A 15,089-nucleotide genomic window follows, 5' to 3' on the forward strand; every position below is an offset into this window, starting at 1 on the left:
ATAGATCGCTACTGGAGATAAAAAGATAAAACACTCTTAGCTACCATCCAGCAGCTTAAGAATGTGAGTATTCCGTGCCGCTCTATTTAGAGCGCCACCAAAAGAAGGTTGTTGATGAAGGGCTAACGTGTATTTTCATGTTTTCAAACTAACAGTACATCAAGCTGAACTCAATCTGTTTTTGTATTGAATTAGCGTAAGTATTCAAAGAGCCTACAGAAACGATTACATTGGTAAAGACATCGCAATGACTAAAGCTGCACCAAACACCGAACCTGAGACAAATGCACAAAGTACGTTTTTGTTGTGTTTCCTTTTCATCGATGAACTCCTATCCATAACCACAATGACCAACCCTTTTATTTAATACACATGTGGATGCATCACGATAAGTAGTAAACCAACATATCGCGCATAGAACCAGTGCAGCTTTGTTAAACTGGGACCTCGTCCATAACTTGGAATGCAAATGGTTCTGGAAACAACAAAAGAGGAAAATTTCATCACTTTTCTATCCTGTCTCCCAGAGTTTATGGCTTAATAGACAGCAGGAATATTTTTCTTTGGCTGCGGATACTTACATGGAAGCTGTTTTACACCAGTTGCAATTTTCTTTGTCGATAACTGGCCCAATTTGTTTGATGTTGGTGCTAGGTGTCGTGTTTAAACGTATAGGCCTCATTAACGATAACTTTATTGAGATTGGCGCTAAACTGGTGTTTAAAGTCACCTTGCCTGCAATGTTGTTTGTTAGCATTGTCGCGTCAGAACACGACTTCTCAGCGGCTAGCGCTTTTGTGAATTACGGTGTTATCGCCAGTATTTCGTTTTTCATTTTTACTTATCTCTCCGTCAAACTCCTCTTTAAAACATCGTCCGACCAAGGCGTCCTTATTCAAGGTGGTTTTCGTGCCAATACTGGAATCATCGGTATCGCTTACGTTGCCAACGCGTATGGCTCTCAAGGTGTTGCCTTGGCCGCGCTGTATGTCGCGGTCACAACGTTTATTTACAACGTACAAGCGGTTATCTGTTTATCGCCCAAAGGGGAAACTTCGGCGTCTCAGGCTGTCAAAATGATGGGACGAACGCTCACGAGAAACCCACTTATTATTTCGATTGTACTGGGAATGGTTTTCTATTTACTCTCAATCCCTGTGCCTAATGTCGTCATTGATGCAGGCACCTATTTATCGAAAATGACGTTACCTTTGGCGTTATTGTGTACGGGTGGCTCACTAGATTTTCGTTTGATGCAAAAAGAACAAGGTCCATCGTGGTTTGCCAGTTGTTACAAACTGATTGTCGCCCCTATGATGGTTACCATCGGTGCGTACTTAGTGGGATTTCGAGGGGTTGAATTAGGTATTTTGTTTTTTATGAATGCCTCCCCTGTTGCTGCAGCCAGTTATGTGATGGCACGTTCTATGGGAGGAAACTCCGTGTTAGCCGCCAATATCATTGCGTTAACAACGCTACTTTCGACGATAACTTGTACACTGGGCATTATCATTCTTAAGTTTTATGGACTGATATAAATCGCCCATTTATCGAGACCTCAGGAAGGATTAAAAGGCAATATATCAATGACCGTGATTACCAAAAGTGAGCTTTCTCACTAGGCGAAAAAATTCGGCCGCTTCTGGTTCTGACAAACACGCAAAAAACTCCTTGTGTAAGTTCGTCATAATTTGATGAACTTTCTTTAAAGCTTCTGTCCCTTCTTCCGTCATGTTCAGCATCTTAAGCCTTTGATTAGTAGCATTCTTAGAGACTTTAACAAACCCTCGCTTTTCTAAATTATCCACCATCCGCTTTGCCACGCTGCGCTCCGTACAAACCGCATCCGCCAAAGCCTGCTGGCTCATCGGCTGAAACTCTTCCAAAGCCACTAGAGCGCTTGCCATTTCTAACGTCATCAAATTTTGACGAGAGAGCTCTGCTTGAGCTCGGTTGCGATACATCCTTTGCATCACGCCACAAACAAACATAGGACTTTGATCCAAAACAGAGATCGGGGATATTTTTTGTTTTTTCATCGTTGCTTATTCTAATTTAAAGCGTTCATTGGATCGGTTAACTACAAAGATTCTAAATGACGTTCATCCCTCATCGTTCAGGGGAAGGTTATTTACTGTAACGACCCAGTAAAACATAAAACAAAGAGCGCCGAAGCGCCCTTTATCTAGTTTATTGTCACTAGTATAGCTCAGCTCCAAACAACACGTCTTAATCGCGCTGTTCTGTACTCTGAACATTCGTATCGGAGCTTTCGGCTTCGGACTCTTTTCTAGCGCGTCGATCAAATAATCGCTCAACCACCACAAAGAACACCGGCACGAAGAAGATACCCAAAAGGGTCGCACTGATCATGCCCCCAAGCACACCTGTACCGACGGCGTTCTGACCTGCAGAGCCAACGCCCGCACTGATGGCAAGCGGCACAACCCCCAAACCAAACGCAAGCGACGTCATGATGATTGGGCGAAGACGAATGCGCACGGCGTGTAAGGTCGCTTCCATCAAACCGGCGCCTTTCTCGTAATAAGCTTTAGCAAATTCGACAATAAGAATCGCGTTTTTAGTTGCCAAGCCTACCGTCGTTAATAAACTCACTTGGAAAAACACATCGTTATCCATACTGCGCATCATCACGGCAAGCACAGCGCCAAGGACTCCAAGAGGGACAACCAATACCACAGCAAAAGGCACTGACCAGCTCTCATACAACGCCGCAAGCACTAAGAACACCACAAGAATAGACAGTGCATAAAGCATTGGCGCTTGGTTTCCTGACAGCCGCTCTTCATAAGAGATACCGTTCCAGTTAACCGTGAAGCCTTCTGGTAATTGTTCAACCATCGCTTCGACCTCTGCCATTGCTTCACCCGTGCTCACGCCTGGCGCTGCACCACCTTGAATATTCATCGCAGGGAGGCCATCAAAACGCTGTAGAAGCGGCGAACCGTATGTCCATTCACCGCTGGCAAATGCGGAAAACGGAACCATCTCACCTTTCGCATTGCGAACATACCATGAATCGAAGTCCTTAGGTTGCATGCGGAACTCTGCATCACTTTGCATCATCACTTTCTTCACACGACCGCGATCAATATAGTCATTGATGTAAGCTCCCCCCATGCAGCAGACAAAATTTGGTTCACGTCATTGATACTGACGTCCAGTGCACGCAACTTAACGTGATCAATATTGACTTTATACATGGGCGCATCGGCTTGACCATTCGGTCGCACACCGACAAGTTTCGGGTTCTTTGCAGCCATGCCTAGGAACTGCCCTTGTGCCGCTACTAATGCTTCATGCCCTTTATTCAACGAGTCTTGCAGATAAAAATCGAAGCCAGTCGAGTTACCTAACTCTTGAATAGCAGGAGGCGCAAATGCGAAAACAAATGCTTCTTTAATGGTCGAAAAGTACCCCATTGCGCGGCCAGTGATTGAGGCTGCATCGGTACCTGGCGCTTCACGTTCTGACCAATCTTTAAGGCCAATAAATGCCATACCCATGTTCTGACCTTGTCCCGCAAAGCTAAAGCCAGCAACAGAGAAGACCGATTTGACGTTATCTTTCTCATCCTCGAGGTAAAAATCACGCATTTTCTCGAGTGTTTTTTCCGTCTGCTCCTGTGTGGAGTTAGGCGGTAAAATAGCCATCGAGTATACTGTGCCTTGGTCTTCATCTGGTAAGAACGAGGTCGGAAGGTTCATAAATAACCAGCCAGCGCCTGCGCTCATCGCCAAGAACACCACCAGCATACGACCCGTACGTTTTAGCAGTTTTGCTACGCCCGCTTCATAACCTACGGTCATCGCATCAAACTTGCGGTTGAACCACCCAAAGAAGCCTTTCTTCTCCAATAGCTCCGCATCGCCTTGCTTAAGCAAAGTCGCACATAACGCTGGAGTTAGGATGATCGCAACCAATACTGAAAGCGTCATCGCCGCAACAATGGTTATCGAGAACTGACGATAAATAACCCCCGTAGAGCCAGACATAAACGCCATCGGAACGAATACTGCCGAGAGCGTTAAACCAACACCAATAAGAGCACCAGTGATCTGCCCCATCGATTTTTTAGTGGCCTCTTTAGGAGCTAGCCCGTCTTCGTGCATCACACGTTCAACGTTCTCCACCACCACGATGGCATCATCCACCAGCAAGCCGATGGCTAAAACCATGGCAAACATGGTTAAGGTGTTAACGCTAAATCCGGTTGCATATAAAACTGCGAACGTCCCCAGCAGGACGACCGGAACCGCTATGGTTGGAATGATAGTCGCACGGAAGTTCTGTAAGAACAGGTACATGATTAAGAACACCAAGAAAATCGCTTCTAGTAGCGTTTTAACCACTTCTTGGATCGATGCTTTAACGAATGGTGTTGTTTCAAATGGGTATGCGATCTTCAACCCTTTTGGGAAGGTCTCTTTAAGCTGTTCTAATCGCTCTTTCACCGCCGTCGCCGTTTCCAGCGCGTTAGCCCCTGTACCTAATGAGATACCTAAACCAGAAGCAGGTAAGCCATTGAATTGTCCTTTGATGTCGTAACTTTCTGCACCACGTTCAACACGAGCAACATCTTTAAGATATACATTCGCGCCGCTAGAGTCAGACTTTAGAATAATATCTTGAAATTCGTCGATGCTGCTCAAACGGCTTGCCGAAGAAACCGACGCGTTTAACAACTGGCCTTCCTGAGCAGGCGCTGCTCCAAGCTGGCCTGACGACACTTGCGCATTCTGCTCACGAATCGCATTCGCGACATCAATCGCGGTTAAGTTAAACTGCGTAAGCTTGAAAGGGTCCAACCAAACACGCATGGCGTATTGAGAACCAAACGCCTGAACTTGCCCAACGCCAGTAACACGACTGACCGGATCCTGAATGTTCGTTACAACAAAGTCACCAATATCATTTTCCGTAAACTCAGGATCTTCAGAATAAACCGCAACAACCATTAAGAAAGCCGTGTTGGATTTATTCACCACAATACCTTGGTTTTGTACCTCCATCGGCAGTGATGGAAGTGCTAATTGCAACTTGTTTTGTACCTGAACTTGCGCGATATCAGGGTCAGCTTCGCTATCAAACGTGAGCTCGATATTAGCATTACCGAATGCGTCACTACTGGATGATAAGTAACGTAAATAGTCCAAGCCCGTCATGTTTTGCTCTATAACTTGCGTGACAGAGTCTTCAACGGTTTGCGCGGATGCACCTGGATAACGTGCACTGATGGTGATCGTAGTCGGTGAAATGGTTGGATATTGTGAAACGGGTAAGTTGAATAATGCCATTCCCCCCGCCAACATGGTCAGGATGGCAAGAACCCAAGCAAAGACCGGGCGATCGATAAAAAATCGTGCCATGATTACTCCTGTTCAGCGTTTTGAATACTTACCGAGCTACCTGGGCCTACTTTTTGTAAGCCAGCAGTAATGACTTTATCGCCCGCTTTCAAGCCCTCGATAATGCGCCATTGGCTATCAATGGCTTCCGCCGTTTTAACGGGTCTCGCTTCCACTTTATTATCGTCATTGACCGTCATCACCATCGCTTTGCCTGTCGCATCTCGAGACACTGTATTTTGTGGGATCAAAATCGCATCAGGGTCAACACCAGTGATAACCGTGGCACGTACAAACATCCCAGGCAGTAGCAGGCTATCAGGGTTTGGGAACTCGGCACGAAGCGTCACGCTGCCTGTACTTTCATTCACATTCACCTCGGTAAATTTCATTGTTCCTTTACGTTCGTAAGTCCTTCCATCTTCTAGCTTCAAGGTTACTTGGGCCGAATCGTCTTCCTGCATGTGACCCTGTGACAACGCCGCTTTTAAACGCAATAGCTGTGCTGACGACTGAACGATGTCAACATTAATAGGATCAAGCTGCTGAATCGTTGCTAACGTACCGGCTTGATTTGCCGTTACCAGCGCCCCAGCCGTCACGCTCGATTTACTAATAACGCCACTAATCGGCGCTTTTACTTGTGTGTAGTCCAAATTGATTTTTGCGGTATTGATCTTCGCTTTTGCTACTAACACTTGCGCTTTCGCTTCTTTATAAGCTGCTTCTGCCTCATCCAAATCTTGTTGGCTAATTGATTTTTTAGTGATCAAGGCGCGATAACGCTTCACGGTCGCATAGGTCGATTCTTCTGCAGCCTGAGCTCTGATCAATTCAGCTTCTGCACTCAAGAGAGCGGCTTGAAATGAAGAATCATCGATTTGATATAGAGACTGACCTTTTTCAACAAAGCCTCCTTCGTCAAAGTTGCGCTCTGAAATAATGCCTGTAACTTGTGGACGAACCTCCGCTTCTTTGAATGCTCGGCTACGCCCTGGCAGCTCTACCGTTAACGCTTGGCGAGTTGGCTCTACCGTTAAAACGTTCACCTCAGTTGTGGGAGCGGGACCACTACCTTGATTCGGTCCCTCTTCACTTGGTTGACATCCAACCATAAAAAGGCTCGACGCAATCAACAGAGATAGTGTGGTTCTACTTCTCATTAACTTTTCTCTCTTATTTCTTTACCAGCCTTAAAGTTCTTAACTAAAAACTTCTCGAATGACTTGGTTATGACCAACGGATATAAATATATGCAAAACAAATTAGTTAGGATGATAATTACCCAGTGTTGTACATACAACAAAATTTACAGTTCTATACGCTTACGAAAAACGTTTATCGTAAAGGTGTAATGAAGTTCTCAGATTTAAAGATTTTGTGTTGGAAATCACATTTTTCTGTGGGCAGCCGCAGTGTACAATAAGCAACCAAGACGATGATAAAACCGCCTTCGCGCTGTACAAAGTTGATAGTAAGTGTCTAGGTTTATTTATCGTTTTAATATGACATCGTGATATAAAAAACCTGCGAAAATGCAGGTTGCTTTTATGGTCCATTACAGTCTGAACTGACTTACTGATTTATCCAAGTTTACGGTTCGATACGTGATGACGTTATCTCAAACAACTTTCGATAGCACTAACACGAAAAAGCCCTCAGTATTTCTGCTAGGGCGGGGATGAGACAGCAAACCTTGGTTGTCAAAAAAGGAAGCGCTGGTATATGACGCGATAAAGGTAATCGCTTACTTCGGACTTCATCCTACGTAAACGGGTTGGGATTAACGTTATGTGTTTTTTTGCACATGTTCATTGACCGCTTTAAGAATCGAACTCTTCACCTCTTTGATGTTTTTTGCATGTGGACACCACAAGGAGATCGGGAGCTTCATTCCCTCCAGCATCAGATCAAGCTCAAGTGGAGACACCGCTTCGACCGCAAATTGAGACTCAGACAGCGCTTTTGGCAACCAAGCCCAACCTAACCCTTCTTTGATCATTTTAATCACTAACGCCAGTTGGTCGACTTGCTCATTATTAGCCGAGAAAACGAACTTATCAGCTAACCCCTCATCCACCAGTGACTTAAGCATAAACTGCCGTTCGGTTTGTAATTCACTCACCACCGCAGCTTTGTCCATTTGCGCCAATCTGCCACCAGCTTGTACATATGGTAAAAACTCTACATGGCCTAAAAATGTCGAGTCAAAACTGTGGATTGCGGTACTTTCATGAATATTGACCAGACCAAAATGAATGGTCCCGTCTATGATTCCTTGTTTTATTTCGTCACGGTCACGAACCAGAAACTCAACTCGCATAGTCGGAAAATCTTGGGCTAACTGTTGACGAATCAGAAATAGGGCTTGATGAGGAACAAAACTTGGGTAGGCAATCACCACACGTTCAAGCCCGCCATATGAAAGGCTGAGGGCGATCTTGTCAAACACGCGTGCTTGCTCGATCGCTTGCTTAGCATAATGATAAAGAAGATGCCCGTCTTCGGTGGGTTCAACTGAACGACCAATTCGTTCAAACAAAGTGACCGCGAGTTGGTCTTCAAGGTTAGTGATAACTTGGCCTATGGTGGTGCGATGCTTGTTGAGTTTTACCGCAGCTTTACTAAAAGAAAGGTGCTCGTAAACGGTAACAAATGCCAGTAACTGTTCAAGACTAAAGTTCATAGGGCGACTTACTTGTTGGCGGCGGTTAACCACAAGATAGCACTTTTTTCTTCTTGATAACCAGTACAATCAAGTAACGATAAACGCATCGCTTGAGCAGCGTCATCCACGTTATAAATGTGCACGTCCGCTCTTGGCATCAATTGGTCAAATATATAGCGACACACCCCTGCTATGATTGGAGAACACAACTTGCGTCACCGAGCAATGGGTAACAAACGAGATAAGGTTGGATGGAAATAATACTATCCATAATTTGAGTTGCCTTGATGATAACTAATCGCGCCAAAGGCAACCGTATGCGTTTGACAACGCCGCCACTCGTCACTGCGGGTTTGGTAATGTACCTCAATGGGTTTAATTGTTTCATTGAGTTAAATAAAAAGGGAACAATACATCCATGCTCCCTTTACCGTCGAATTAAGTGCTACTGAAAGGCACGATGTCAGACGCATTCATCATGTAGCCAATTTCAATTACTTGATTACTATCAGGCAATACCTTATTCGTGTATACATCTAGCGCCCCCTTTTCTTGACCATATTCCCCTCAGCAAAGCCCCGATATGAGTCGGGGTTAATGCAATGCATTCCGTTAAATACATGCAAACTAGGTTAAGTTTGTTTTACTTGTTCGCGAAGTATTTAGCGATTTCTCGGGCATAGGTTTCTTCTTGGTTCTTGCCCGTGCTGGTAGAGAAAAACGTAACAACCAGATCTTTGTCCGGTGAAATGTAAATACCCTGACCGCCTACGCCGCCCTTGTATAAATCGCCGTCTTCAAAGATCGTGTCGAACATGTAACCGTTTTTGAAATTCGTGTCATTATAGAATGAATTCGCCATAACTTTACCGACGTAACCGCCCTCGAACGCTTCTGAATTGCCGGAAGCTTGGATTCGTTGCACGACGTTTTCAGAGACCGCACCGTCACCCAGTTTTGACCCCGATGGGGTTAACAACATGCCGAATTTAGCCATATCTTCGATTGTGGAGTTCATAGAGAAGAACATTAATGGATAACCGCCAACCGGGGAAACAACCGTATAAGCGTCATTATTTGCGCCCATTTTCTGCCATAGGTCGCGACTGATAATTTCGTTCATTGGCAAGCCGCGAACGTTCTCAATGATTCGAGCGAGAATAAACGTGTTAATCGAGTTATATTCGAATGTTTTTCCCGCTTCTTGGCGGCGCGTCATTTCGCTTAGTACATCAAGCGGCTTTTGTGTTGAATCGCCGTCAAATACCCCGATAGAAACTAGCCATTTAAAAAACGGCTGATCTGGGTTCGTGCGTGAATCTGGATTGGGTTCGTCGTGCTCTGTCGCGTTCAAACCTGTCGCCATATTCGCAACGTCGATCACCTTCACTGTGTCCCAAGCAGAACCTTTAAGCTCCGGAATGTATTTTGATACTGGATCTTGTTCCTTAACTTTGCCTTCTTCAACGAGCTTCGCTAGTTCAATACCTGTCGTAATTTTCGAGTTTGAAAACCAATTGTGTTTATCTGTCTTGCGCATTGTGTTGTAACGCTCGAAAACAATCTTGCCGTTTTTTACAACAAGGAAAGCGTCGACCGGGAAATGATCTAAATGATCATTAAGGGTGCGTTCTTCGCCTTGAACGGTTGCTTTAATATTTCCAATATTCGCATCGATAGAGTACGGGAACTGATAAACTGCGCCGTCGCGTTCAATCTGCGCCGTATTATAAAAACGGCTCATGTTTTGCCAAGCAAAATGTGATTCTGCGATTGGGAATTGAAGCTTCACGCGATTTCCTTTTTCAAGGAAAAAGTCGTGTGTCTCTGCAACGACTTTGTTCGTTGTTGTCTCGTTAACTATAACGTTGGCCACTGCCGCGCCCGAAGTGATCGCGGCTGCAATTGATAAAGCGATTAATTTTTTCATATTGGTATCTCTCTATGATTAAATCTAAAAAGTGTTGCCTAAAGTGAACCTTAAATACGAGTTCGTCTGTATCGTGTTGATGAGCTCAGTATTGACGTTTTTTTTGTCGCAAACCAATCGCATATGATGGATCAAACCCTACATATCCAAATCCATTACCAAATAGGCTTTATTGCTTATTTAGGTGCGTTTCTCGTTCATCTATTCACGCGCGACACCGGAGTAAAGAAACGTATTCTGGATTGATGGATACAACCCTCCATATGCGAGTGTTTAATAGGAACAACCGCAGTTACTCTCTAGGCAAGACGCTAAACAGAGAACACTTATGCACGCTATACCTCATGAAATCGCATGGGGTGAAGTCTATTTCACCCCCCTACTATTGGTGGCCGCCCTTGCTTATGGGTGCACCCTGCTCGCTACGACCATCTCTGTCAAAACAGGGTTCTATCGATACATTGCTCATCCGACGCTGGCGGAGGTAAGTGTCTTTGTGATCTTTACTGGCGTTTTCAGCCAAGCCATTTCGATTGTTTAAGGGGGAGAAGATGATAAAGCGTTATGTAGTTACCCTGCTCCTCGTACTGGGTGCTGGAGCGGTGATTGCCAACTTCTATTCGGTTTGCACGCAAAATCCATGGACACGCGATGGCCGCGTCAGTGCGTATATCATCTCGATTACACCTCGTGTGACTGGCCAAGTGACAGCCATTCATATCACAGACAACAGCCCAGTCGCACAAGGCGATCTGCTGTTTGAAATCGACGACAGCTTATATCAAGCGGCTTATCATAAGGCCATCGCTTCTCAAGAGCAGGCTCAAGCCGCCCTCGATAAGGCGCTCAACGAAGAAAAACGTGCACTCGCGCTGCAAAGCCGTACGCCGGGCTCTGTTGCTACACTCACACTCAACAACTTAAGCAACGCGGTCGACTCTGCCAAAGCGAACCTGAGCCTAACCAAAGCCATGGTTGAAGAGACCAAACTTAACCTTAAGTACACCAAAGTCTACGCATCGACCGATGGATTCATTACTAACTTTCATCTGCGTGTGGGGTCTCAGGTTGTAGCTAACAGCCCTGTTGTTGCTCTGATTGATGCGAACAGCTTCTGGATCGAAGGGTATTTCAAAGAAACCGACCTTGAAGGAGTGGACCCCAATGACAAAGCCTATGTGACCTTGTTAATCGACCCCGACCAACCTCTAGAAGCTGAAGTGACTAGCATCGGCTACGGCATTGCAAAGCAAGACGGCATAACGGGAAATGAGCTACTGCCAAACGTCAATCCAAACTTCCAATGGATTCGACTCGCCCAACGAATTCCGGTCAAAGTGACGTTAAAAGAGAAACCAAACAACGTGCAATTGCGTGTTGGAATGACGGCTTCGATCAAAATCATCAAACAATAGGCGCAATGATGCTCAATCACTCTACAAAAGAAGCGATAAAAGCGGCATTAGTGATCGTCAGTGCCCTTTGTCTTGCCATCTGGCTTGAGTGGGATAACCCCTATTGGGCAGGTATTACCGCAGCGGTGTTGGCATTAAATGAAACGTTCGCCCACTCTTTGCAAAAAGGGCAGAATCGAGTGTTGGGCGCGTTAATGGGCATCGGTTACGCACTATTTTTAATTGCATTTTTTCCCCAAAACCGCTTCCTATTCATCGTTTTTTATACCTTGCTGCTCGCCCTGAGCTTGTTTATGGCCAGCGATGAAAAACGTGGCTATATCTTTATTCAGGCCTATACGGTATGCACCATCATTTGCTGTATAGGGAGTTTCGATAGCCTAAGTACGTTTCAGTATATCATCCTGCGCATCCAAGAGACTCTGCTCGGCATTGGCGTGTTTACCTTTATCTATCGCGTACTTTGGCCTGTTACCACCCAAAGTGTCTTTTATTATCAGTATTGGGACGTACATGCTGAGTTACAGCAAGCACTTGGTCATTATTCCAATGGTCAGCAGAACGATAAAGCACTAGATCACATTAAGAGCAGTACGATCCGACTCCATCACTTACTCGAGTTGCCAAACCATGGCAGTTATGACTTGCAGTTTTATCAACCCCGATGGTTGGAAAGAATTCGAGAAATAGATGTTATTGTACATATCCTTGAAAGTCTCAGCCATAAGCCCAGTGATTTGGCCGGCTATCTCGCAGACATCGAGCGTAATCTCGAATCAACATGGGAAATGCCTCCCACTAAGTCTATTCTGCCCGAAGAGCTACTTGAAATGACGCAGCGTTACTCGCCCCATAAACCTTTATTACGGCAACGTAGCCTCAAACAGCATATTCGTGAAGACTGGAGAAAGGTTGTCCAAGGAGTCAGCACGTTTATTGCCTGTATACTTGCTTGGATCTATTTGCCGATACCTGGAGGCTTTGTGTTTCCAATGATTGCAGGAATTTTTTCGATCAACCTCCCTCCCTTACCCACCAGCGCAATAACAGACGCTTTCTTGGGGGCTATTGGCTTAGGTGGATTTTACTTGTTACAGTATTCGCTGATCATGCCATCGTTCATTGAACTGTGGCAGTTGCTCGCTTTTTACTTCATTAATATTGTCGCAATCTGGAGGGTGTTTGATAACGCACGATTGGGGATCTTTCGAGTACTTGGGGTCAACTTGTTACTGGTGCTCTCTTCAAGCACTTTAAACCTCACTCCTTATTACAATATTGAAATGCCACTGATGATATTGGTCTACATACTGCTTATCTTGGCGATAGCAAAACTCTTTTCGGATCTTCTCGCGCCCTGCAAGGCCAAAACCCCGTTCAATCGATGATCTTTTACCGCACCTCTACTTATCGGAACGTTAAAACGCTTCTGTTCAACAGCCTTGGTTTCCACCAAGGCTGTTTTTGTTTCATTAGACACTTTGCTTTGTTCGTTACTCAAAGTTAAAAGTACAAAATTACCATCATAAACACATCATTCAACTAAGTATGTAGGATTCAATCCATCATATACGATTAACTCGTCTTCAATTTCCCTCATAAAATCTCCACATACCCAATCAATACAACTTGTGGAACCCATACTATGAACCATTTGAAAAAAGCACTTTTAACCACTGTTATCGGTAGCACACTTATTGCAGGCGCTCACGCTGCGGACAATACAAACAGTGAAACCTTGGACGCGTCAGATATGACTCGTGCCTACTCAACCTTTTATGTCGGAGCGAGCAATAACGGTGATGTTAAAGCCTCTGGCTCTATCTCATACCAATACGAAAATGGTATGGAGTCGATGTTCTCGCTAGAAAGTACGATGAACAAAGATGGCGAATATAGCGATAGTCGTTTCCAGTACTTCCACGTATTTAATACCGGGAACTCTGTCTCACCACGTATCGCTGTGTCTCTTGACGTGGTCGATAATGATACGGCGACAACTGCCGCACTAGGTGCCATTTCAATTTTCCGCACCCCGATTGACTCTTTAACATTTTTTGCGCGTGTTGGTGCCTTAACCGGTACATACTCCGATCAATCAATGAGTGCGTTTAACGTCACTGACGATAACCTCGTTGGGGGAATGGGTGCCGCTTATGCAGTATGGAAAACCGGCCAAGATGGTACTTTCCTCGCAGCTTACCCAGAATTTACTTACTTGAGCGGTGATATTGAATCAACGTCAGTAAAAACCACATTGATGGCTGCGACACCGCTAAGTGCAGACAAGACTCGCTGGGGACAGGTTAAGTTTGAAAACACTTCTGGCAACATGGAATCGAGCAGTAAATCGGTTGACATCAATGAAAATCGAGTATGGTTTAACTACAAAGTTTACCTGTAAATCTCTCAGTTCATTTGTCTTACTGTCCTTTAAACAGCCGGCGTGAAACGCTGGCTGTTTTGTTTAATCAACTGGATGTTCTCAATTTAGCCTGTCACCTTTTCGGTAGGGCCTCGTCTCCAAACCTGATTATTGGTGCGCGATGCTCGACGATAAAATCATGCTCAAACCAATCTTTTAGGGCAATCGCTATAAATTCCACTAAGCAGAACAAGGTCGTGCTGCGAACAATTGCATTTTTATAGGGTGAAAATCGATGGATTTGGGACTTAGTTGCTATGCGTACACCTGCAACCAAATCGGTTTTACTTACTGTACTGATCAGCTCACTCGTCAGCTTTTGATCTGCTTCAGCCCAACTGGATACTTCATGAAGCGACATTTTGCTGTTCAACGTTAATTGGACTTAGATACCCAAGAGCACTCACCCGATTATAATCAACCTCAATGTACTCGAAGACCGTTTGACGCACCTCGTCTCTGGTCTTGATCGGCTCATATTGGCTCGCTTCAACTTTCATTGAATGGAAGAAGTTCTCAACACAAGTGTGTCCCAGCAGTTTCCTGTCCCGTTCATACTTTGCTTTAGATTATAAGCAGTTATGAGGTCTCGATAGTCTTTTGAACAATACTAATACTTCGACCACTGTGAACGATAACCTGTCAGGGAATCCACGATGGAACAAGGCCATTGATAGTTCATCACAGACCAGCGTAGCAGTCATGCGGGTACCTATTGACCAGCCAATTACTTATCTTGAGTAAAGAACAATGATTACAGCCAAATACAGCCAGCTCATTCTGGATTCGCCTTGTGGCGATGTTTAATCCAGTAATAAAACCCACTTCGTAAAACTTCGAACACCTTAACCATGCGAACAACACTGAAGCACAGCAGGTGTTCGAGCATAAATTCATAGCAATTTACTTTAGATTTTTCGCCAAGTAGGTCAGAGGCCTTTTTTACGATATCTAGTCAGCTTGCTCAGCCAATTGCCTTTGAGCTCGGCGATTTCAGCAGCTAGATTTTTTCACGCTGACTGGTACTGATGTCTTTCTTTACTGCTTTAAAATCAGAGGCATATTTAATTCTAGTTTTTTTAGTTTTCATTGTTCACCTCGTTAGTGATTGTATTCACTTAACTCGATGTTCAAAACTGCTGGGGCGGATCAGAAAATAGACTGGGTATTACTTTGAGTATTACTTGAAACAAAGGATTGGAGTGGAAGATATCAGATGAATATTAATTATAAATCATTGATTTATATAAATTTTAGGCAAGAAAAAAGACGCCCTTGGACG

General features: G+C 44.6%; 9 protein-coding genes and 2 pseudogenes. 5 read left to right on the forward strand and 6 right to left on the reverse strand.

All coding sequences use genetic code 11. The annotated features are described in order from the left end of the window. Window positions 1-581 precede the first annotated feature (581 nt). On the forward strand, window positions 582-1,538 hold the full coding sequence (locus tag AC3D28_RS05815) for an AEC family transporter (RefSeq protein ID WP_488535845.1): 957 nt from the start codon (window positions 582-584) through the stop codon (window positions 1,536-1,538). 45 nt (window positions 1,539-1,583) lie between these two features. Here the strand turns inward: AC3D28_RS05815 and AC3D28_RS05820 are convergent, their stop codons facing one another. The 5 genes and pseudogenes from AC3D28_RS05820 to AC3D28_RS05840 all read right to left on the reverse strand — a co-directional run bounded on the left by AC3D28_RS05820 (window position 1,584) and on the right by AC3D28_RS05840 (window position 9,967). Continuing rightward, window positions 1,584-2,039, reverse strand: a complete 456-nt coding sequence (locus tag AC3D28_RS05820; protein WP_488535846.1) for a MarR family winged helix-turn-helix transcriptional regulator — start codon at window positions 2,037-2,039, stop codon at window positions 1,584-1,586. Window positions 2,040-2,229: 190 nt separating this feature from the next. After that, a pseudogene (locus AC3D28_RS05825) lies at window positions 2,230-5,390 on the reverse strand (efflux RND transporter permease subunit). 2 nt (window positions 5,391-5,392) lie between these two features. Next, the gene (locus tag AC3D28_RS05830; RefSeq protein ID WP_488535847.1) at window positions 5,393-6,532 is read right to left on the reverse strand and encodes an efflux RND transporter periplasmic adaptor subunit; all 1,140 of its coding nucleotides are present in this window, start codon (window positions 6,530-6,532) and stop codon (window positions 5,393-5,395) included. Window positions 6,533-7,158: 626 nt separating this feature from the next. After that, entirely contained in the window at window positions 7,159-8,055 is an 897-nt protein-coding gene (locus tag AC3D28_RS05835) for a LysR family transcriptional regulator (protein WP_488535848.1), read from the reverse strand. Window positions 8,056-8,680: 625 nt separating this feature from the next. Beyond that, window positions 8,681-9,967: a serine hydrolase domain-containing protein gene (locus AC3D28_RS05840; protein WP_488535849.1), complete on the reverse strand. Its 1,287-nt coding sequence runs from the start codon at window positions 9,965-9,967 to the stop codon at window positions 8,681-8,683. Between the two features lie 328 nt (window positions 9,968-10,295). Here AC3D28_RS05840 and AC3D28_RS05845 point away from each other — a divergent pair, with 328 nt between their 5' ends. From AC3D28_RS05845 to AC3D28_RS05860, 4 genes are all read left to right on the forward strand, one after another. Next, a complete protein-coding gene (locus AC3D28_RS05845; protein WP_488535850.1) occupies window positions 10,296-10,508 on the forward strand; it encodes a DUF1656 domain-containing protein in 213 nt (70 codons plus the stop codon). Between the two features lie 10 nt (window positions 10,509-10,518). Then, entirely contained in the window at window positions 10,519-11,382 is an 864-nt protein-coding gene (locus tag AC3D28_RS05850) for an HlyD family secretion protein (protein WP_488535851.1), read from the forward strand. Further along, on the forward strand, window positions 11,271-12,770 hold the full coding sequence (locus tag AC3D28_RS05855) for an FUSC family protein (RefSeq protein ID WP_488535852.1): 1,500 nt from the start codon (window positions 11,271-11,273) through the stop codon (window positions 12,768-12,770). Before AC3D28_RS05850 ends, AC3D28_RS05855 begins: the two co-directional genes overlap by 112 nt. Window positions 12,771-13,027: 257 nt before the next feature. Further along, window positions 13,028-13,786: a hypothetical protein gene (locus AC3D28_RS05860; RefSeq protein ID WP_488535853.1), complete on the forward strand. Its 759-nt coding sequence runs from the start codon at window positions 13,028-13,030 to the stop codon at window positions 13,784-13,786. 368 nt (window positions 13,787-14,154) lie between these two features. Here the strand turns inward: AC3D28_RS05860 and AC3D28_RS05865 are convergent. Beyond that, window positions 14,155-14,897 (reverse strand): annotated as a pseudogene (locus AC3D28_RS05865) (DDE-type integrase/transposase/recombinase). Between the last annotated feature and the right edge of the window lie 192 nt (window positions 14,898-15,089).

The organism is Vibrio sp. TAP-3B (genome assembly GCF_057784735.1).